A 19485-nucleotide genomic window follows, 5' to 3' on the forward strand; every position below is an offset into this window, starting at 1 on the left:
GAAGGGGTTGCGGACGGCCTGTATATAGACGGTGGATTCTCCTATGAGAGTCCGGCAATTGCTGCCTGGATCCGCCTGCGAAAAGAGCTGGAGGCTAAAGTCGCAGAGGATATCGACAAAATAATAACCGACAAATATCTGCTCTCTAAACAGCGAAGCAGCGCCGTCAACGACGAAAAAATAAGGCAGCTGAACTTAACTCATGAGTACTACAAGGCGCAGTTTCATACCCTGTTGAGAGAAGTGCGCGACGTCGAGCATCTTTGGTTATGGCAGCAGATCAAGAGCAAAGAGGGAACGGCAGGCGTATTGCGCATTGACGAGTCCCCCAGTCAGAACGTAGTGCCGGTGCACACCACAAGCCCGGCTGAGCTTTACGAGATCGCCCAGACGAATAACGAGTACCTCCACAAGGTTCTGAATCGTGTGGAGCTGTACAGCGATGACTTTCGGCGTGCGGGCAGCGATTTTCAGCGCTTGGTAGTGCAGGATTTTTTTCTGTTGCGGGTTGCAGATCAATCCGGTGGCCGTTGTTATCCGTTGGTCAGGGCTATGGCGGTTGCACTGGCCTGTGGCGGTCAGCAAGGTGTTGATCGTTTGGTGGAGAGGCTACAGGTGGCGACCGCCGATCCACAGGCGCGTAACGCCGTGCTGCTCAAAGACACGCTGAGCGCATTGCACTCCAATGTTCATGCCGTTCAGGCGTCAACCCAGATAGGGCAACTCGTACTGGATGAGGTGTTGTCACGGCTGCAAAAAACCACACAGACCTCAATGTTCGCACTCAATACCCGCTGGCACGCGATGCTGCTCGGGAGCGTCGTTACAGATGAGGTGTCGCGTTATTATTTCTATGACCCGAATGTCGGGATTTTTGCCTTCCGCACCGTCTCCGCTCTGGCCGGTGCAATGCAGCACTATCTAGTGACGCGCGGGTTGGCCGCCTATTACGGCGCGTTTGGCAGTCAATCAGCACCGGCCTTCAATCTGATCGAGATGGATACTCGCGCGATGGCCGAGGTACCGGTAGGCCTCGGTCTAAACGTGGCCGACCTGAGCCAGTCCGAGGAGTTGGAACGTGTCAATGAAGTACGCTCGCAGGCCGAACAGACAGTCAACACGCACGTGCGAATCGCGGAGGATCTGCAACTGCGTACGGCTCTGGCAACCTTGGATGCCGAACGCTGGGGGGCACGGTTCTATGCCGCCAGTACCGTCCTGGCGAATAGCGCGAGTCTGAACGAGCGCTGGGTGCTGGTGATCGATAATACCCAGGATCTCGGCGACGGCCGCTTCCGGGTTCAATTTATCGATCGCAACCAGCCTGGAAAAATCCGCTGGGTAGAAACCAGTGATGCCACGTGCCTTAAGTACCGCCGTTTTGTTGATCAGCATCTGCAGACTCTGGATCAACATTTTTCGCTAAAGGGCGAGCCGTTCAGACCTGAGGGCGGGGTGGCGGCGGCGGCTCCGTTGGATGGCTTAAATGCCGGGTTTGCGCTGCAGGCACTGATTCAGTGGTTCGCCGACAAGCATCGCAAAGAAGCGCGAAACACGCGTTCTTCGCCGGAGCTTGCCACCTTGCTCAAGCTTCACAGCTACGTTAATTCCGCCCAGATGGTGCATGGGGCAGTACAGGATGTATCCCAGGTCATCGAGCTGGTCACGGCGTTACGCAACGAGGAGGTGATCGCCGGCCGTTTTGTTTCGGCCTTGGGGCGCACCCTTAACGAAGGTGTCGGGGTGTTGTTTGGCGAGGTGATGGTAGGGATAGACGCTTACGAATTGGCTTATGCCGAGAATGAGACACAGAAGGCGGTGTTTGGCACCCAGTTGGCATTTGACTCTGCGAGCTTGGTGACAAGCAGCGTGGGAGTGACCGCTGGACTGATGGAGGCCTCCACGCTCGCCACCTTGTTTTCTAGCGGCGGCGTTATTCTGGGCGGACTGGGCGTGGGTTTCACGGCGCTCGCCCAGGCCTTCGGTTCCGTGGCCGAGGATGCCAAGGCGGTGGGGCGCTACTTCGAGATGGTCGATACCGCCTATAAAAACCACGGCTATCGCTACGAGGCCAGCCAGGATGTACTGGTGCCCCTGGCCGGTGCAGTGGTTCAGCGTCTTGACCTTGGCAAAGGCCAGATCGAATTTGCCAGCCAATATATCTACAGCACCCATTACACATGGATTGGCGACCTTCCACAGATCGACCTCAAGCGCGATCACGCCATTGAGGTGCGCAGCGGGATTGGTTATGGCGCTGGCTGCCAGCCGATTGCGCAGCGTGAAGCCAGGGTGGTTATTCTTCCCAGTACTCCCAAATCCTATATTTCGCATGATTATGGGCTGCTGCCTTTTGCCACGGGTCGCCACGATACGGGGTTTGATGTCATCCGCAGGCTTCAGAGCGATAAGTTCTCCTTCGCGTTCTACGTCTTTCCTGGCGAGCAGATAATTCGCAGGATCCATCATGAGTACGTCAAGACCACCATCGCGGTGGTACTCGACAACACCGATCGGCAGTTGCTGGTGCCGACCTTACCCAAGGAATTGTATGGCTACCTCAACTACAGGTTCACGGGAGGTGGTGGCGTCTACCAGATTGAACTCAACGAGGGGGCGCACGTACGCGTAGAGAAAAGTACACCGTCGACTTGGATAATGATTACCCGCCATCTAGAAAGTGACGTCATCCGCTTCATGGACTCGCTGTGTGATCCCGCTGGCGACGAAGTGCTGTATTACCGGCTGATGATCGGTGGCGTTCTGGTCGATATTGATCCTGCGCATGTTGATGATATTCGCCTCGTCCAGCATGACCGCGAACAACTCAAGGTTAACTTCGCGACTAAAACCACCCAGGTCGAGCGCATCGACGCCAGCCAGTGGCCGGCGCCTGGACTGTCTATCGAGCAGCACTTACAGGCCTTGGCCAAGGCCCATCGGTTGCAGGGGCAGTTTGTGCTGGTCGAGAACTACAGGCACAACGATCGCAGGGTTGGCCGCGCGTTCTACGACGTGTCCAGGAATCGGATGCTGTTTACCGATACGTGCGATGAGCTGGCCAAGCATGCTCGCTTGGGGGCGGTGACGAATGAGCACGCCTATTTCTACCACGCCGAGCAGGCCATCGCGTGGCGGGTAATCATCGCCACTGGTCAGGTGGAAGGGCAGTTCAATCCATTTCTCGGCCTGCATGAATCTCAGTCCCTTCGACTATGGCAACAGGGCGAGGCGGTCTACCTCACCCATCGCCATCCGGCGAACGGCAAGCCGCAGAGCGAGTCCGTCTACCAGATTCATGGGACTCGAATGGAGTTGCTTCGCACGACGGGGCACGACTTCCTGCTGCGCTCATTGTGGCAGTCCAACACCGCTAATATTTTCCCAGGCTTAAAGACCGGTGTTCCAACCCATACGCTGGGTCGATTGATTGAACCGACCAAGGCAGAGTTGATGATGATCCATGGCACAGATGATGCCGGCGTGGATCACCGCTATTGGATTCGTACCCCCAACGATCTTGTGATCAAACCGAATCTTGAGCCCCTCGCGGCTGATTCCCGGCAGTCTGAGGCGGGTGAACAAGCGCACAGCGCTTGGCCGATCCCCGACGACCTGGTGTTGGCAGGCAACATGCTCCTCCCCGATGGTGGGGAAGTGTTCTTTTTCTACAGCAAGGTACAAAAGGCTCTATTCCGGCAAAAGGGCCCCGGGCCCGCTTCAATTAATGACGAGCGCCCCACAGCATCGCGGGTAACCACCCCGATCCTGGCGAATGTGCTCAACATCAGCGGTCACTTGATCGCCATCACCGAGGATGGACGCGTGGCCCGGCTCAATGCGCTGGGGCAACTCAGTTACGAAGCCGTCAATGAGCATTGGCTCCAGGGGCGTGTCAGCTGGTGGAAAGACCTCGCCGGTGTCGCCGATGGCCATGCAACATTGGCCGTATTCGGGGTCAAGGGCGTCGATGGCAAGCGTGCGCTACCGGTGTGGTACCACAACGCTCAGGTGGTCGTGGCTGCGGCATTTCTGCAAGGTAAAACCCTGCAGTTCCTTGGCTTCGAAGCGGATGACACGACGGCGCGGCTCTTTGAACCCGCGAGTGGCACGTTGTATTTCCAGCGGTCCCTGGCTGCGAATGAACTCGCAGTTGCGTTTGGGACGGATGCGCGACTCAAAGCATCGGCGCCGATTCCCGTGGCCACCGAGCCAGCGCCAGAGCAGCGTTTCCAGTCAGCAGAGCAGGTGGATGCGGGGATACGCCTGATGACGGTCAATGGGGAGGTTCTGTTGCGGACGCCCAACGGGGCGTTGCAACTGGTTGCTGTCGATGCACAGTGGCAACAGGACATGCAGACGTACAACGCCTGGTGGCAGTGGTTGGCGTTTGATGCCGAGGCGCAAGTGAAGAACCGTTACCGATTACCTGAAGCACTTGCAGCACTTGCCAGGCAGTGGGATGCCAAAGGTGTCTTGACCTTGCTGGGCGATGGCATGCAAGGCTGGTTCGATGTCGACAGTGGCCAGGTATTCTCGAGTCGTGGCATTCATGCAGCGGATAACTTGTGCTTCCTGGGTGTCGCCGTTGGGCAGGCGGCGGCTTATGTGTATTGCTCGACGAATCAGGCGCTCTACCTGATCACGGAAAACGCCCCGCGGTTGTTGGCCGAGTTCACAGGGGTGAAGCGTTTCGGCGCAACGTTATCGCTGCAAATGACCCAAAACGACGTCACCCCACTCATTCTTGCCGGGGTCGACAACTTGATAGTGTGCGGGAATGCCGGTATCAATTTTTACACTCTCGGAGCGGAGGTCTGGGCGCACTATCGCACTGTGATCCTTGATCACGCTCATCCGGCCGCGGTGTTGAATCGAATACACCTGGCGATGACTGATTCGAAGGCTATTCTGGTGTCCCGGAGTGATGACGATCTGTTACTGACCGATGGCAACACTGGCGCAACCTTGGTGGTGCGCAAGGCATTCAATCAGCGGTCGGATAATCCCTTGATCGAGCTGCCGGATGCCACGGATCTGGTGCGTATCACTTGCCTGGTCGATAACTTTATCAAGCGCAGTTATGCCTCGGGCGCGCTGGTGGACCTCAGTATCGCGTTGCGGTAAGCCTCTGGATTTCACCGTCATGCGCTGTTGTCTTTGCCCACAACACCCGTCGGATCCTGTCGGTTTGGCCCGCTGCCACTCCGCGTCCTGTGTATCATCCTGTCTCCTTTTTTCTGGCGACCTTTCTCGATTCGCTGAAAATACCGGGCTATGTTTTGAGCCTGTTCAGCGGTCAATGGAGTGACAGCTTATGCACAACACCCTCCAGCAGGTCTTTGGTTATCCACAGTTTCGTCCGGGCCAGGAAGCGGCCGTCAGCGCCGTGCTGGCCGCTCGCTCGGCGGCGGCGATCTTTCCCACCGGTTCGGGCAAGTCCTTGTGTTACCAATTGCCTGCGGTGCTGCTGCCACACCTGACGCTGGTGGTGTCGCCGTTGTTGGCGCTGATGCAGGACCAATTGGGTTTTTTACAGCGTCACGGTATTTCGGCCGGCAGTATCGATTCGGCCCAGAGCCGCGAGGACGCCAATGACGTGATGGCCCGGGCACGTTCCGGCGAGTTGAAAATTCTGATGATTTCCGTGGAGCGCCTGAAAAACGAGCGTTTTCGGAATTTCCTGCAAAGCGTGCCGATCTCGCTACTGGTGGTGGACGAGGCGCACTGCATCTCCGAATGGGGGCACAACTTTCGCCCGGACTACCTGAAATTGCCTGACTACCAGCGTCAGTTCCGCATCCCTCAGGCGTTGCTGCTGACCGCCACCGCCACGCCCAAGGTGATCGCAGACATGCAGGCGAAGTTCTCGATCGCCGCCGAGGATGTGATCACCACCGGTTTTTATCGACCCAATCTCAACCTGCTGGTGGAACCGGTCAGCGGTGTCGACAAGCGCCGCAGGCTGGTGGAGTGGATGTGCGAGCGAGCAGGCCAGCCCAGCATCGTCTACGTCACCCTACAGAAAACCGCCGAGCATATTGCCGAACATTTGAACCGCGCTGGAATCCAGGCCGAGGCTTACCACGCCGGTCTGCCCCACGAAAAGCGCGAGGGCATCCAGCAGCGATTCATGGGCGGGCAGTCCAATTGCATTGTCGCCACCATTGCGTTTGGCATGGGCATCGACAAGAGCGATATCCGCAATGTCGTGCACTTCGATTTACCGAAGTCCATCGAGAATTACAGCCAGGAAATTGGCCGCGCCGGTCGGGACGGCCAGGACGCCGACTGCCTGGTGCTGGCAAATCGCGACAGCCTCAATGTGCTGGAAAATTTCGTTTATGGTGATACGCCGGAGGAGCAAGGCATTCGGTGTGTGCTGGAGGAGCTGCTGGCGGCCCGTGGAGAGGCGCAGTGGGAGTTCCTGTTGAGGCCGCTGGCGGAACTCAGCAATATCCGCGAGCTGCCGCTCAAGACCCTGTTGGTGCAGCTGGAACTCAAGGGCGTGATTGCTCCTCGCTACGCCTATTATGCCGAGTACCGTTTCAAATACCGGGTGGAGCCTGAGGCATTGCTGGCACGCTTTTCCGGTGAGCGCCAGCAGTTTGTCTCAGCCATCATCCAGGCCTGCAAGCGTGCGAGGACCTGGGCCACGGTGGATTTCGATACGCTTTATCAACACCATCAAGCCGAGCGCAGCCGTGTGGTGAAGGCCTTGGATTACTTCCAGGAACAAGGCTTGATCGAACTGGAAAGCAAGCAGATGACCGAGGTCTACAGCCTGTTGGATACCGGCTTTGATCTCCAGGCCTTGAGCGTCGAGTTATACACAGGCTTCAGGCAGCACGAAGCGAAGGAGGTGGCGCGGATTCACGCAATGCTGGATCTGTTTGCCACCGAGCGTTGCCTGGGCTACCGGCTGGCTGAATATTTCGGTGACGAAAGCGCGCCCATGCAATGCGGGCATTGTTCGGTCTGCCATGGCCAAGTCGCGCACTTGCCATCTCCGCCCGACTTGCCGGCGCTTGTGGATAAAGACTTTGAGGGGTTGTGCGGGGATTTTATCCACAGGCATCATCAGCACACTGGCAACCTGCCCAGCGCTGAGCGTGTGACGCGGTTTCTATGCGGCATCAGCGTGCCGTTATTCACCCGGCTCAAGGCCAGATCCATCCCCGCATTTGCGGCGCTGGAGGCGTATCCCTACGCTGAAGTGCGGGAATGGGTCGAGGTTCATTTGAACCGTCCGTAAATTCACTTTCATGAGACTTGCCCATGCCCGACTCAACGCCCCAGCGTGCCGATTACCGACACTTCCAGCCGATCATTACGCGCTGGCACGACAACGACGTGTACGGCCATGTGAATAACGTCACCTATTACAGCTTTTTCGACACGGCGGTGAATACCTACCTGATAGAAGAGGGCGGGCTGGATATCCATGATGGCGGGGTGGTGGGATTTGTGGTGAGTTCGGCGTGCGACTATTTCGCCTCGATCGCTTTTCCCGAGCGTATCGAAATCGGACTACGGGTTGGCAAGTTGGGCAACAGTTCGGTGTGTTATGAGCTGGCGGTGTTCAAGACGGGCGAAGACGAAGCCTGCGCGGCCGGGCGGTTTGTGCATGTGTTTGTGGATCGGGCGACGAACCAGCCGGTGTCGATCCCGGGAGGGTTGCGAGAGGCGCTGCAGCAACTGGTCAGGTAGAACCGGTCCTGGCCCTCGCCGCGCAAGCGCGATCCGAGGGCCAGGGCAGGATTCATGCGGGATCAGCGATGACGGTAATGATGTTTGTTCTTGCGGTGGCCGTAGGCATGGCCACGACCCCGGTGGCCGTCACGGTAGTAGCGACGATCATCGCGTCCGCGGTAACGACGGTCGTCGTCATCGCTCTTGTTGCCCATGTAGTTGCCCAGCGCGCCGCCGGCACCGCCGCCCGCTGCCGCACCGATCAGGCTGCCGGTGTTGCCGCCGACACTGCGGCCGACCACGTTACCGCCCGCTGCGCCCAGCGCGCCGCCAATGGCTGCTTCGCCCCGGCTGCGTTTGTCCGCGCCTACCGCGCTGCCGCCAGCGCCGCCTAGGGCCGCGCCGATGGCCGAGCCGGTGTTGCCGCCCAACTGCTGGCCAACAACCGAACCTAAAACCCCGCCCAATGCGCCGCCTACACCGGCTTCGGTGGTGCCACCGGCCATGGCTGCGCCACTGACCAGGCCCAGGGACAACAAGAGAATCGAGGAGAACTTCATAGGGGAACCTCAAGAGGATGACGCCGCGATCCTGAGGTCGTATCGAAGCGCTGACAATTGAAATCCGACCAGCGGCGCTGGTTGTATACAATTATCTAAGTTGCTGATTTTTATCGGGAACTTAAGTCATTTTTGCAGGTCATTAGTCACTTCAGAGCGGTCGCTTTTAAGCAAGTAGTGACCACTGTAGGCGCAAGCTGGCTCGCGAAAAGCGTCAACGATACGCGTGTTTTCTGGATAAACGCGGCACCTATGAGTTCTTCGCGAGCAAGCTCGCTCCTACAAAAAAGCCTTAACTGAACAACATTACGGTCCTTGAACGGGCCTTTTTTGCGCCTGGTTTTCAGTCGCTGAAGGCCGTCTTGGAGCATGCAGGCGGTTTTAAGCCGTGCGCGCCATGATCAGGCCGTTCTCGCTGGCCGCCTCCAGGCGAATCGCCACGAACTTGGAGGTTGGCGTATGGCTGCCATCCCCGGTGCTTTCCAACGGCACCAGCGGGTTTACTTCCGGGTAATAGGCTGCGGCCTGTCCCGCCGGAATATCAAATGCCAGCAAGGTAAAGCCCTTGACCCGCCGCTCAATGCCATCATCCCAGATCGATACAATATCGGCCTTCTGCCCCGGCTTGAACCCCAGGCGGATGATGTCGGCTTCATTGACGAACAATACGTCTCGCTGACCCTTGACCCCACGATAGCGGTCATCCAGGCCGTAAATCGTGGTGTTGTACTGATCATGGGAGCGCATCGACTGCATGATCAGATCCGGCAACTGGCCAGTGGCGCGGGTGCGTTCGTGAACCAGGTCCTTGGGCAGACTGTTTGCGCGAAAATTGGCGCGACCTGATGGGGTGTTCCAGCGGCGGGCGCCCGCGCTGTTGCCCAGGTAGAAACCGCCCGGGTTCTGCACCCGCTCATTGAAGTCCTTGAAGCCTGGGATGGTCTCGGCGATCAGGTTGCGGATGCGGCTGTAATCGGCCACCAGCCAGTTCCAGTCCACCGGTTTGCTGCCCAGGGTCGCGGCGGCGATACCGGCGAGAATCGCAGGTTCCGATTTCATCAGTTTCGACAACGGCTGCAATTGGCCATTTGAACCGTGGACCATGCTGAACGAGTCTTCCACCGTCACCGCTTGCGGGCCTTCGGCTTGAACATCAATGTCGGTACGGCCCAGGCACGGCAGGATCAGTGCTTGCTTGCCGTGGGTCAGATGGCTGCGATTGAGCTTGGTACTGATCTGAACGGTCAGGTCGCAATTGCGCAAGGCCTGGAAGGTCCGTGGGCTGTCCGGCGTGGCCTGGGCGAAGTTGCCGCCCAGGCCGATAAAGACCTTGGCGCGGCCTTCAAGCATGGCGTGGATCGCTTCCACCACGTTGTGGCCGTTGTCACGGGGTACCTTGAACTGGAAGCGCCGCTCCAGAGCGTCGAGAAAGGCCACGGGTGGCCGTTCGTTGATGCCCATGGTGCGGTCGCCCTGCACGTTGCTGTGGCCGCGCACCGGGCACAGTCCGGCGCCGGGACGACCAATGTTGCCGCGCAGCAGCATCAGGTTGGCGATTTCCTGGATGGTCGGCACCGAGTGCCGGTGCTGGGTGATGCCCATGGCCCAGCACATGATCACGTTCTTGCCTTTGGCATACATGCGCGCGGCTTGTTCGATCTCGACCAGCGGCAGGCCGGACTGTTCCACGATGTCATCCCAGGAGGTGTCATCGATACGGCCCAGATAATCGAGGACATGGGTCGTGTGTTCGTTGAGGAAGTCATGGTCGAAGACCGCTTCCTTACCCTCTGCCTGCGCCTGGCGTTCCCACAGCAGCAGAAACTTGGCCATGCCGCGCAGGATTGCCATATCGCCGCCCAGCGCCGGGCGGAAATACGCGGTGTTGGTCGGCTTGTCGCCGTTGGTAAGCATTTCCAGCGGGTGTTGCGGATGCTGGAAGCGCTCCAGGCCGCGCTCTTTCAGCGGGTTGATACACACCACCTGAGCGCCGCGTTTCACCGCTTCGCGCAACGGCTCAAGCATTCGTGGATGGTTGGTGCCAGGGTTTTGGCCCCAGACGAAAATCGCGTCGGCATGCTCGAAATCATCAAAGGTCACGGTGCCTTTGCCGACACCCACGCTTTGCGCCAGGGCCACGCCGCTGGCTTCGTGGCACATGTTCGAACAATCCGGGAAGTTGTTGGTGCCGTAGGCGCGCACGAACAACTGATACAGGTACGCTGCTTCGTTGCTCGCCCGGCCCGAGGTGTAGAACTCGGCCATGTCCGGGCTTGGCAGCGCTTGCAAATGTTTGCCGATCAGGTCGAACGCCGACTCCCAACTGATGGGTTTGTAACGGTCGGTCTCGGCGTCGTAGCTCATTGGCTCCGTCAGGCGGCCCTGATATTCCAGCCAGTAGTCGCTCTGTTCCAGCAGCGAGCTGACGCTGTGTTTGGCAAAGAACGCGGCATCGACTCGACGTTTGGTGGCTTCCCAGTTGACCGCCTTGGCGCCGTTTTCGCAAAACTTGACCATACCGCTTTCCGGCGAGTCGCCCCAGGCGCAGCCGGGGCAGTCAAAACCACCGTTCTGATTGGTCTTGAGCATCATGCGCAGGTTTTTCAGCGCGTTGTCGCTGGTCAACCAGGCCTGTGCCACGCTGATCAGCGCGCCCCAGCCACCGGCCGGGCCTTTGTAGGGCTTGTAGCGTGGAGTCGGGGTTTGGTCGGCTTGATGATGAGTGCTCACGCTTGGTTCTCCATCGCAGGGCTATAGACCCGCGGCGCACTTTTCTGCGGCAGGTGGATGAGGTTGAGGTTGTGCCGGCGCGCCCATTGCAGGGCCAGGCCGGTAGGCGACGACAGGCTGACCAGGGTCTGGATGCCGGCGCGCAGGACTTTCTGGATCAGTTCGAGGCTGCAACGGCTGGTGACAATTGCCAGGCCACCGTCGGTGGCAATGTTTTGTCGGATGAGCGCGCCGATCAGCTTGTCCAGAGCGTTATGCCGACCGATGTCTTCGCGACCCAGCAACAGTTCGCCCTGGTTATTCATAAACACCGCGGCATGCACCGCGCCGCTGTACTGACCCAGCGGCTGAAAGGCGCTGATGCGCTGGCGCAGGCCGTCGAGCCAGGCGGCGGGTGGCAACGGCGCGCCGGGCAGCACATTCAGGTCCGGCAGCGCCTGTTCCAGCGCTTCCACGCCGCACAGGCCGCAGCCGCTGGTGCCCGCCAATTGCCGACGTTGCTGCTTGAGGTTCCAGAACGCACGGCTGGAGATCTGTACCTGAGCAGACTGGGCCGAGCCCGAGCCGCTGAGTTGCAGGTCGTAGATATCGCTGACGTCGTTGATGATGCCGCTGCCCAGGCTGAAACCGACGATAAAGTCTTCCAGATCCGTGGGGGTGACCAGCATGACGGCCTGGCTGATGTCGTTATAAGCAATCGCCAACGCCACTTCTTCGGCCAGCGCGGTGCTGGCCGATTCCGAATGATCGAGGTTGCAGTACTGGTAATCCTGGCTGGCGGCGGGCGCGGGCGTTGTCAGGGCGGGCACCGCGCAAGCTGGGCGCTGGGCTTTCATGGGGCTGGGTCACCGACGACATGGTCAGTGTTAAGACTAGGCGCGACAAACCGTCGCGTCTAATCGCCAGTACTGATCTGCCGATAGATGACGTCGATCAAGGTGCCAGCTGCGATTTCTGATAAAGCGCGAAACACGCCTCCGCCAGCGCCGAACGTGGCGCGCTGCGGCGCATGATCAGCCCCAGGCGGGCCAGCGTCTGGGCGTCTGCGATGGGCTGCAGGCGCAGGTGCTCGGTCAGGGCCTCGAGCCCACCGTCCAGCGGCATCACCGCGCAACACAGGCCGCCATGCACCGCCTGCAATAGCTGATGGACGGCATCGGTTTGCAACAGCGGTTGTGGCGTCAGGCCACGGCTATGGAAATTGTGGTCGATGGACTGGCGAAAGTGCATGCCGCTGGTGAGCATGCCCAGCGGCAGTTCGATCAGCGCTTCCCAGCTCAGGGGCTTTTCGCCGAAGTTGAAAAACCGCTGGTCATACAGCAGGCCCATGCGGGTTTCGTCGAGTGCCAGGGAGTCGAAGCGCTCGGCGTCCAGACGTTCAAGATAAGACACGCCGAGATCCAGGCGATTGCTTGCCAGTTGCTCGAGAATCTGTTCGGAGCTCAACGCCGACAGTTCAAAACGCAGGCTGGGGTGTTGTTTGTGCAGTTGTTGCATTAATGCCAGAGGATCGAAGCTCGACAGCGGCACCACGCCCAGGCGCAGCGTACCCACCAGATTCCCGCGACAGGCTGCTGCCTCGGCCTGCAGGCCGTCATAGGCCGCCAGCACCGTGCGGGCCCAGGCCAGCACACGCTCGCCGGGCGCCGTGAAGCCTTCGAAACGCTGGCCGCGATTGACCAGCGGCAGTTGCAGCTCTTCTTCCAGGCTGCGCAAGCGCATCGACAACGTCGGTTGGGTAATGTGGCAACGCGCCGCCGCCTGGCCGAAGTGACGGGTTTCGTCGAGGGCGATGAGGAATTTCAGTTGTTTGATGTCCATCTTCGCTCCAGGGCTTATTCCAACGGCTGGGGGATTCTAGCGCGTTTGCGTTATTGGTCGGGCCGGAACCAAGATCTGTAAGACTGGTCTAGTCTTTGGCATCTGGAAATCAAATCCCAAGGAGAGCGCACTATGAGTCTTTTTAGTTTTATCAAGGAAGCAGGCGAGAAAATCGTTGATCTGTTGACGCCGGGTAACGCGAACGCAAGTGAGCAGTTGAAGGATCACGTCGCCAAAGTGGGTCTGGGGAATCCGAATGTGCAGACCACGGTGGATGGCGACAAGGTAACGGTCACCGGTGAAGTCGCTTCCCAGGAAGAAAAAGAGAAGATTTTGCTGGCGCTGGGCAATATTGCCGGCGTGGCTACTGTGGATGACCAGATCACCGTAGCTGGACCTGTGGTTGTCGCCTCGCGCTTTGTCGTGGTGAAAAGCGGCGACACCCTGAGCGCGATCTCCAAGACAGTCTATGGCGATGCCAACCAGTACAACAAAATCTTCGAGGCCAACAAGCCAATGTTGTCGCATCCGGACAAGATCTATCCAGGGCAGACGCTGCGCATTCCTGAGTAACACGCGGGGCCGATATGTGGGAGCGGGCTTGCTCGCGATGGCGGTGTGTCAGACATACATCTGCTGACTGATACACCGCCATCGCGAGCAAGCCCGCTCCCACAGGGTGTCACACATCGCTTTAGAGTCCGCTGATCAATTTCCGATAGTCGCCCACCGCGGCAAACTCTGCCGTGTCCTTCGGCCCCTTGTGGCTGTCCGGCGCTTGCACCGCCAGCAAATACCCCACGCCAAAATCCCGCGCACTGCGCAGGATCGGTAAAGTGTCGTCGATAAACAGGCTGCGGGCCGGATCGAAGTCGATGTCTGCTTGCAAAGCGTCCCAGAACTGCGGGTTTTCCTTGGCGAAACCATAATCATGGGAACTGATCAGGCGCTCGAAATACGCTGCCAGTTCGATCCGTTCCAACTTCAATGACAGCGAGTCGCGGTGGGCATTGGTGATCAGGATGACACGCTTGCCGGCCTGTTTGATCGCCGCCAGAAAGGTGTCGGCGTCCGGGCGCAAGGCGATCAGGTGAGCCGTTTCCAATTTGAGTTCGCGCACCGGGAGCTTCAACTCGGCGCTCCAGAAGTCCAGGCAATACCATTGCAATTGTCCGGCGTTACGCTCGAACAGCGGCTGCAACTCCATCTCGGCCATCGCCCGGCTCACGCCATGCAGTTCGGCGTACCGCTGGGGCAAGTGTTCCATCCAGAAATGGTTGTCGTAGTGCAGGTCGAGCAAGGTGCCGTCCATGTCCAGCAGGACGGTATCGATATCGGACCAGGGCAATGACGGCATGATGGGCTCTCAAGCAAGCAAGTAAGTAAATATATCCGACACAGACAATCGGAAAAGCCACGGTATAGTAACCCGATCACGTCAAGGAGCCGTTTATGCGCCAGAAACCCACCGTCCTCGCCCGAGAAATCGTCGCCAGTAGCCGTTTGTTCCGAGTGGAGGAGGTGCAACTGCGCTTTTCCAACGGCGTGGAGCGGACCTACGAGCGGTTGGTGGGCAGAGGCACAGGCTATGGCGCGGTGATGATCGTGGCAATGATCGACGCTGACCATGCGCTGCTGGTGGAAGAGTACTGCGGCGGAACCGATGAATATGAACTGTCGCTGCCCAAGGGCCTGATCGAGCCGGGTGAAGATGTATTGGCGGCGGCAGACCGGGAGCTCAAGGAAGAAGCCGGTTACGGCGCCCGGCAGTTGGAGCACCTCACCGAACTCTCGCTGTCCCCCGGTTACATGAGCCAGAAAATCCAGGTGGTGTTGGCCACTGACCTCTACGAGGAACGTCTGGAGGGCGACGAGCCCGAGCCGATGCGGGTCGATCGGGTCAACCTGCGCGAACTCTCGCAGTTGGCGCAGAACGAGCAGTTCAGCGAAGGCCGGGCGCTGGCCGCGTTGTATCTGGTGCGTGACTTGCTGACTCAGCGTGGAGCGTTCCAGCCATGAGTGAATTGTTCCTCGGTCATGCGTTGATTGCACCTGTGATTGAGCTGGCCCGTCAGGCGGGCGAAGTCATCCTGCCGTACTGGCGTGCCGATGTGGCCGTGACGACCAAGACGGATGATTCGCCCGTCACGGCAGCCGACCTGGCGGCTCATCACCTGATCCTCGAAGGGCTCACCGCGCTGGACCCGAGCATTCCGGTGCTGTCGGAAGAAGATGCCGATATCGATCAGCGCGTGCGTGCCGGTTGGCAGCGCTGGTGGCTGGTGGACCCGCTGGACGGCACCAAGGAATTTATCAGCGGCAGTGAAGAGTTCACCGTCAATATCGCCTTGATCGAACAGGGCCGCGTGGTGTTCGGCGTGGTGTCGATGCCCACCAGTGGTCGCTGCTACTTCGGTGGCGCGGGCCTGGGTGCGTGGCGCTCCGATTTGAATGAAGCACCCCGGCAGATTCAGGTACGTCAGACTCCGGCAACGGGCGAGGCCTTTACGGTGGTTGCCAGCCGTCGCCATACCAGCCCCGAGCAGGATCGTTTGCTGAACGGGCTGAGTGAAGGGCTGGGTGAATTGAAGCTGGCGAATATCGGCAGTTCATTGAAATTCTGCCTGCTGGCCGAAGGCAGCGCCGATTGCTATCCGCGGCTGGCGCCGACTTCGCAGTGGGACACCGCGGCGGCCCAAGGTGTGCTGGAAGGCGCTGGTGGGGAAGTGCTGGAGTTGAATGGCCGGCCTTTCAGCTATCCGCCGCGCGAATCGTTATTGAATCCCTACTTTCTGGCTTTGCCGGCCAAGGCCGTCTGGCGCGAGCGCTTGCTGGCCTTGGCGCGTTCTTGAGCGCAAGGCAAATCGACCTGTGGGAGCGGGCTTGCTCGCGATGGCGGCGTGTCAGTCAGCAAATCAATTCCTGACCCAGCGCCATCGCGAGCAAGCCCGCTCCCACATTGGTCAGGTGTTGTGGCTTTTAGCGGTGCAGGACGTACTGGCCGGTAAAAACCACCGCCTGCTCTTCACTGCCTTCATTCACAATCCAGGTGTCCAGCGTCAACCGTGCCCGGCCGTAGCGCTTGTAGGTCGCCACAAAGCGTTTCCAGACCTTGTCCTCCGGTGCCTGGCAAAGCACCGTGGCATCGCGGGTGACGGGGAGCGGATAGCTGATCTGGCCCTCTTGAATCACGATATGTCCGTCTTCGATCCCCTCTTCACGCAGTTGCAGGTGCAGCCAGCCCCAGCCCGCGAGGACCGCACCGCAATACAGGCTGCCACCGAACATGGTGCTTTTGTGATTGATGTTGGCTTGCAGCGGCAAATGCAACTGTAACTGCCGATCCTGCCAGCCGAGTACCTTGAGGCCCATCTCCCGGGTCAGGGGGATATCGTGATGAAGGATGGATTCCAGGTAACGGCTATCGCGGCTCATGGTGGCCTCTTGGCGGGTGGAAAGGGTTATTCGTCGTCGGTATTTTGGTTGCCGCTGTCGGCAAAGCTCAGCCCGTGTTTGCGCAATTTGTCGTGCAAGGTTTTGCGCGGTACCCCCAGGGCTTCGGCAAGGCTGCGCACAGAGCTGTGGGGACGCGCCAGTTCGGCGGCGATCAAGGTTTTTTCGAAGTGCTCGACTTGCTCGCTCAGCCCGCCCATCGCCATCGGCGCGCCGGCCGCCGGGCTGTCCGGGGTGTTATCCAGCGCCAACTCCAGGCCCAGCGCGAAGCGTTCGGCGGCGTTTTGCAATTCCCGCACGTTGCCTGGCCAGTCATGGCGCAAGAGCATCGCCCGCTGACCCGGCTGTAACTCATGCAGTGGCAGGCCGTGACGACTGCTGGCTTCGTCGGCGAAGTGCTGGAACAGCATCAAGGCATCTTCGCCACGTTCGCGCAGGGGCGGAATGCGCAGGGGCGCGACATTGAGTCGGTAGTACAAGTCGGCGCGAAAGCGTCCCTGATCAGCAGCCTGGCGCAGGTCTTCCTTGGTCGCTGCGATGATCCGGATGTCCAGCGGGATCAGTTGATTGCCGCCCAGGCGTTCGACCACCCGTTCTTGCAGCAGGCGCAGCAATTTGACCTGCACGTCCAGGCTCATGCTTTCGATTTCGTCGAGGAACAGCGTGCCGCCGTTGGCGAATTCGAACTTGCCGATGCGCCGTTTCTGCGCCCCGGTAAAAGCCCCAGGTTCGTGGCCGAACAACTCGCTCTCCACCACCGACTCGGCCAGGGCGCCCGCATTGATCGCGACGAACGGCCCGCTGCGACGGTTTGACAGGTCATGCAGCGCGCGCGCCACCACTTCCTTGCCAGCGCCGGTTTCACCGAGGATCAGCACGTCGGCCTTGGTCGCCGCCAGCGCACCAATTTGCTCGCGCAGGCGCAGCATCGACGCAGATTGCCCCACCAGCCGGGTGCTCAATTGCTGGCGATCGCTCAAGGCCAGGCGCAGGCTACGGTTGTCGAGCACCAGTTGGCGCAGGGCCAGGGCACGGCGCACACTGTCGAGCAAGGCGTCGCTGGCGAAAGGCTTTTCCAGGAAGTCGTAGGCGCCGGCGCGCATGGCCTGCACCGCCAGCGGCACGTCGCCATGGCCGGTGATCAGCAGCACTGGCAGCTCCGCATCCTGGCCGTGAAGTTCGGCCAGCAACTCCAGGCCATCCATCCCGGGCATGCGGATATCACTGACCACCACGCCCGGCCAGTCCCGCGACAGGCGCGCCGTGAGGCCTTTTGCTTCGCCAAGGGGCAGGACTTTCAACCCGGCCAGGTCCAGGGTCTGGCACAGGGCCTGACGCAAGTGTGGATCGTCATCGATCAACACCACCTGAGTCTGGTTATCGATACTCATACGCTGCGGTCCTCGGACGGTTGCAGACTGACGCCCGGTGCTCCGGCACGCAGTTTCAAGGTTAACAATGCGCCGCCTTCCTTGTGATTGGCGAACAGCAGTTCACCGCCAAAAGCACGCATCAGCGTGTCACAAATGGCCAGGCCCAACCCCAGGCCCTGAGTGCGGGTCTTGGTGGTGTAGAAGGGTTCGCTGGCGCGACCCAGGGCCTCCATGCAGAATCCCGGCCCATTGTCGCGGATGTACAGGTTGACGCCGTCTCCGGTGGATTCGGCACTCAGCCACAGTTTGCGTGGCGGGCCTTTCTCGGTCAGCGCGTCGAGGGCATTGGCCAGCAGGTTGCCCAGCACCTGGCGCAGCCGGGTTTCGCCGGCTTCCACCCACAGGGTTGCCTCCGGCAAATCGCGAATCAGCTCGACTTCCATCGCCCGGCGACGCTTGGCCAGCAATGCCAGGGCATCGTCCAGCGCCGGTTGCAGCGCCACGCTTTCCGGTGCATGCCGATCGCGACGGGCAAAGGCTCGCAAATGCGCAATGATCGAGGCCATGCGCCCGGTCAGTTCGCTGATCAGCTTGAGATTGCCCCGCGCATCGTCGTTGCGCTGATGATCGAGGAGAATTTCAGCGTTTTCCGCGTAGCTGCGAATGGCCGCCAGTGGTTGGTTGAGTTCGTGGCTGATACTCGCTGACATGGTACCCAGCGCCGACAGTTTGCCGGCTTGCACCAAGTCATCCTGGGCCCGCACCAGTTCCTGCTGGGCGTTTTCCCGCTCCAGCACTTCCTGCTTGAGACGCCGGTTGAGGCCTTCCAGGTCGCTGGTACGCTCGATCACGCGCATTTCCAACTCGCGCCTGGCCTTGGCCTCGAAGGCGATGCGCTCGAGGTAATGGCGCCGACGCTGCATCATCAGCCCCAGCAGCAACATCAGCACCAGCAAGGTCGCGCCACCGACGGCAACCACTGTGCGCACCGGTCGATCAATCAGGGTGCGTGGCGCAAGAATCGAGACATTCCAGCCGGTTTCGGCGATTTCGGTGGCTTGTCGCAGCCAGCCATCGGCGCTGAGGTTCAGCGGTTGTGGGTTGCGGGTGGGGTAGGGCTGGATGGCGATGATGGCCTGGCGTTCGGTATCGGTCAGGGGGCGGGTGGCGCGAAAGCGCCATTGAGGGCGCGAGGTCAGGATCACCACGCCATTATGGTCGCTGACCAACAGCTGTTCCGGGGTCTGGCCCCAGAGGCTCTCGGTGTGGTCCAGATCGACCTTGACCACCAGTACGCCTATCACCTGTTCGTCTTCACGCACCGCGGCGGCGAAGAAATAGCCGCGCTTGGCCGACGTGGTACCCAGGCCGAAAAAGCGTCCCAGGCGCCCGTCCATGGCTTCCATGAAGTAAGGACGGAAAGAAAAGTTGCGGCCAACGAAACTGTCCTGCTTGTCCCAGTTCGAGGCCGCCAGTGTCTTGCCGCTGGTGTCCATCAGGTACATCACTTCCACGCCCGCCTGGGCCGCGACCTGCTTGAGCAACTGGTTGGCGCTGACCAGGTTGGTGCTGACTTGCGGGGTTTTCAGGGCGATGCGCAAGGCCGGCAAGTCGCCGAGGATCTGCGGCAGGATTTCGTAACGGTGCAGGGTGCCCAGCAGGTTGGCGACGTACAGGTCCAGGGTCTGGCGATTCTGTCCGGCTAGTTCACTGCGGTAATAGCGTTCGGCCAGATGCTCCAGCGGCCATAGCAGCGGTGCCAGGCACAGCGCCAGTAAGGCGAGGCTGCGCCAGCGGGGTCTTCGCGGAAGGGCTGGAGTCATGGAGGTCGTGCGCCTGTGGGTACAGGCGCATTA

The 19485-nt window shown here is 59.9% G+C and carries 14 protein-coding genes; 6 read left to right on the forward strand and 8 right to left on the reverse strand.

The features are described 5' to 3' along the window. The 3 genes from AC6CIA_RS25725 to AC6CIA_RS25735 all read left to right on the forward strand — a co-directional run. A partial coding sequence (locus AC6CIA_RS25725; protein WP_498315900.1) for a TcdA/TcdB pore-forming domain-containing protein occupies nt 1–5127 on the forward strand: 5127 nt, incomplete at its 5' end. Nucleotides 5128–5317: 190 nt separating this feature from the next. Then, nucleotides 5318–7255: a RecQ family ATP-dependent DNA helicase gene (locus tag AC6CIA_RS25730; protein ID WP_498315902.1), complete on the forward strand. Its 1938-nt coding sequence runs from the start codon at nt 5318–5320 to the stop codon at nt 7253–7255. A gap of 23 nt (nt 7256–7278) precedes the next feature. Next, on the forward strand, nt 7279–7710 hold the full coding sequence (locus AC6CIA_RS25735; protein WP_498315904.1) for an acyl-CoA thioesterase: 432 nt from the start codon (nt 7279–7281) through the stop codon (nt 7708–7710). Nucleotides 7711–7772: 62 nt separating this feature from the next. Here the strand turns inward: AC6CIA_RS25735 and AC6CIA_RS25740 are convergent, their stop codons facing one another. From AC6CIA_RS25740 to AC6CIA_RS25755, 4 genes are all read right to left on the reverse strand, one after another. Continuing rightward, nucleotides 7773–8252: a glycine zipper domain-containing protein gene (locus tag AC6CIA_RS25740; RefSeq protein ID WP_339529320.1), complete on the reverse strand. Its 480-nt coding sequence runs from the start codon at nt 8250–8252 to the stop codon at nt 7773–7775. A gap of 381 nt (nt 8253–8633) precedes the next feature. After that, nucleotides 8634–10982 carry an FdhF/YdeP family oxidoreductase gene (locus tag AC6CIA_RS25745; protein WP_339529321.1) on the reverse strand — a complete coding sequence of 783 codons (2349 nt, stop codon included), beginning with the start codon at nt 10980–10982 and terminating at the stop codon, nt 8634–8636. Continuing rightward, a complete protein-coding gene (gene fdhD, locus AC6CIA_RS25750; protein WP_339529322.1) occupies nt 10979–11818 on the reverse strand; it encodes a formate dehydrogenase accessory sulfurtransferase FdhD in 840 nt (279 codons plus the stop codon). The genes AC6CIA_RS25745 and fdhD overlap by 4 nt, the downstream gene beginning before the upstream one ends. Nucleotides 11819–11915: 97 nt before the next feature. Beyond that, complete coding sequence (locus AC6CIA_RS25755) at nt 11916–12803, reverse strand: LysR family transcriptional regulator (RefSeq protein WP_498315906.1); 888 nt, start codon at nt 12801–12803, stop codon at nt 11916–11918. Between the two features lie 132 nt (nt 12804–12935). On the opposite strand from AC6CIA_RS25755, the gene lysM reads away from it, so the two are divergent. Next, nucleotides 12936–13376, forward strand: a complete 441-nt coding sequence (gene lysM, locus AC6CIA_RS25760) for a peptidoglycan-binding protein LysM (RefSeq protein WP_339529324.1) — start codon at nt 12936–12938, stop codon at nt 13374–13376. Between the two features lie 121 nt (nt 13377–13497). Here lysM and yrfG read toward each other — a convergent pair whose 3' ends face one another. Further along, the gene (yrfG, locus tag AC6CIA_RS25765; RefSeq protein ID WP_498315909.1) at nt 13498–14160 is read right to left on the reverse strand and encodes a GMP/IMP nucleotidase; all 663 of its coding nucleotides are present in this window, start codon (nt 14158–14160) and stop codon (nt 13498–13500) included. A 95-nt stretch (nt 14161–14255) separates the two neighbouring features. Here yrfG and nudE point away from each other — a divergent pair, with 95 nt between their 5' ends. Continuing rightward, nucleotides 14256–14822, forward strand: coding sequence for an ADP compounds hydrolase NudE (gene nudE / locus AC6CIA_RS25770; protein ID WP_339529326.1), 567 nt, complete (start codon nt 14256–14258; stop codon nt 14820–14822). Further along, nucleotides 14819–15655: a 3'(2'),5'-bisphosphate nucleotidase CysQ gene (cysQ, locus tag AC6CIA_RS25775; RefSeq protein ID WP_498315911.1), complete on the forward strand. Its 837-nt coding sequence runs from the start codon at nt 14819–14821 to the stop codon at nt 15653–15655. Before nudE ends, cysQ begins: the two co-directional genes overlap by 4 nt. Nucleotides 15656–15782: 127 nt before the next feature. On the opposite strand, the gene AC6CIA_RS25780 is transcribed toward cysQ, so the two are convergent. From AC6CIA_RS25780 to AC6CIA_RS25790, 3 genes are read right to left on the reverse strand one after another with little or no spacing between them, the layout of a single operon-like run. Continuing rightward, complete coding sequence (locus tag AC6CIA_RS25780) at nt 15783–16238, reverse strand: thioesterase domain-containing protein (RefSeq protein WP_498315913.1); 456 nt, start codon at nt 16236–16238, stop codon at nt 15783–15785. 26 nt (nt 16239–16264) lie between these two features. Then, nucleotides 16265–17647, reverse strand: coding sequence for a sigma-54-dependent transcriptional regulator (locus AC6CIA_RS25785; protein WP_498315915.1), 1383 nt, complete (start codon nt 17645–17647; stop codon nt 16265–16267). Continuing rightward, entirely contained in the window at nt 17644–19452 is a 1809-nt protein-coding gene (locus tag AC6CIA_RS25790; RefSeq protein WP_498315917.1) for a sensor histidine kinase, read from the reverse strand. Before AC6CIA_RS25790 ends, AC6CIA_RS25785 begins: the two co-directional genes overlap by 4 nt. Nucleotides 19453–19485 lie beyond the last annotated feature (33 nt).

The sequence above is a fragment of the Pseudomonas sp. GQ91 genome (assembly GCF_059758795.1).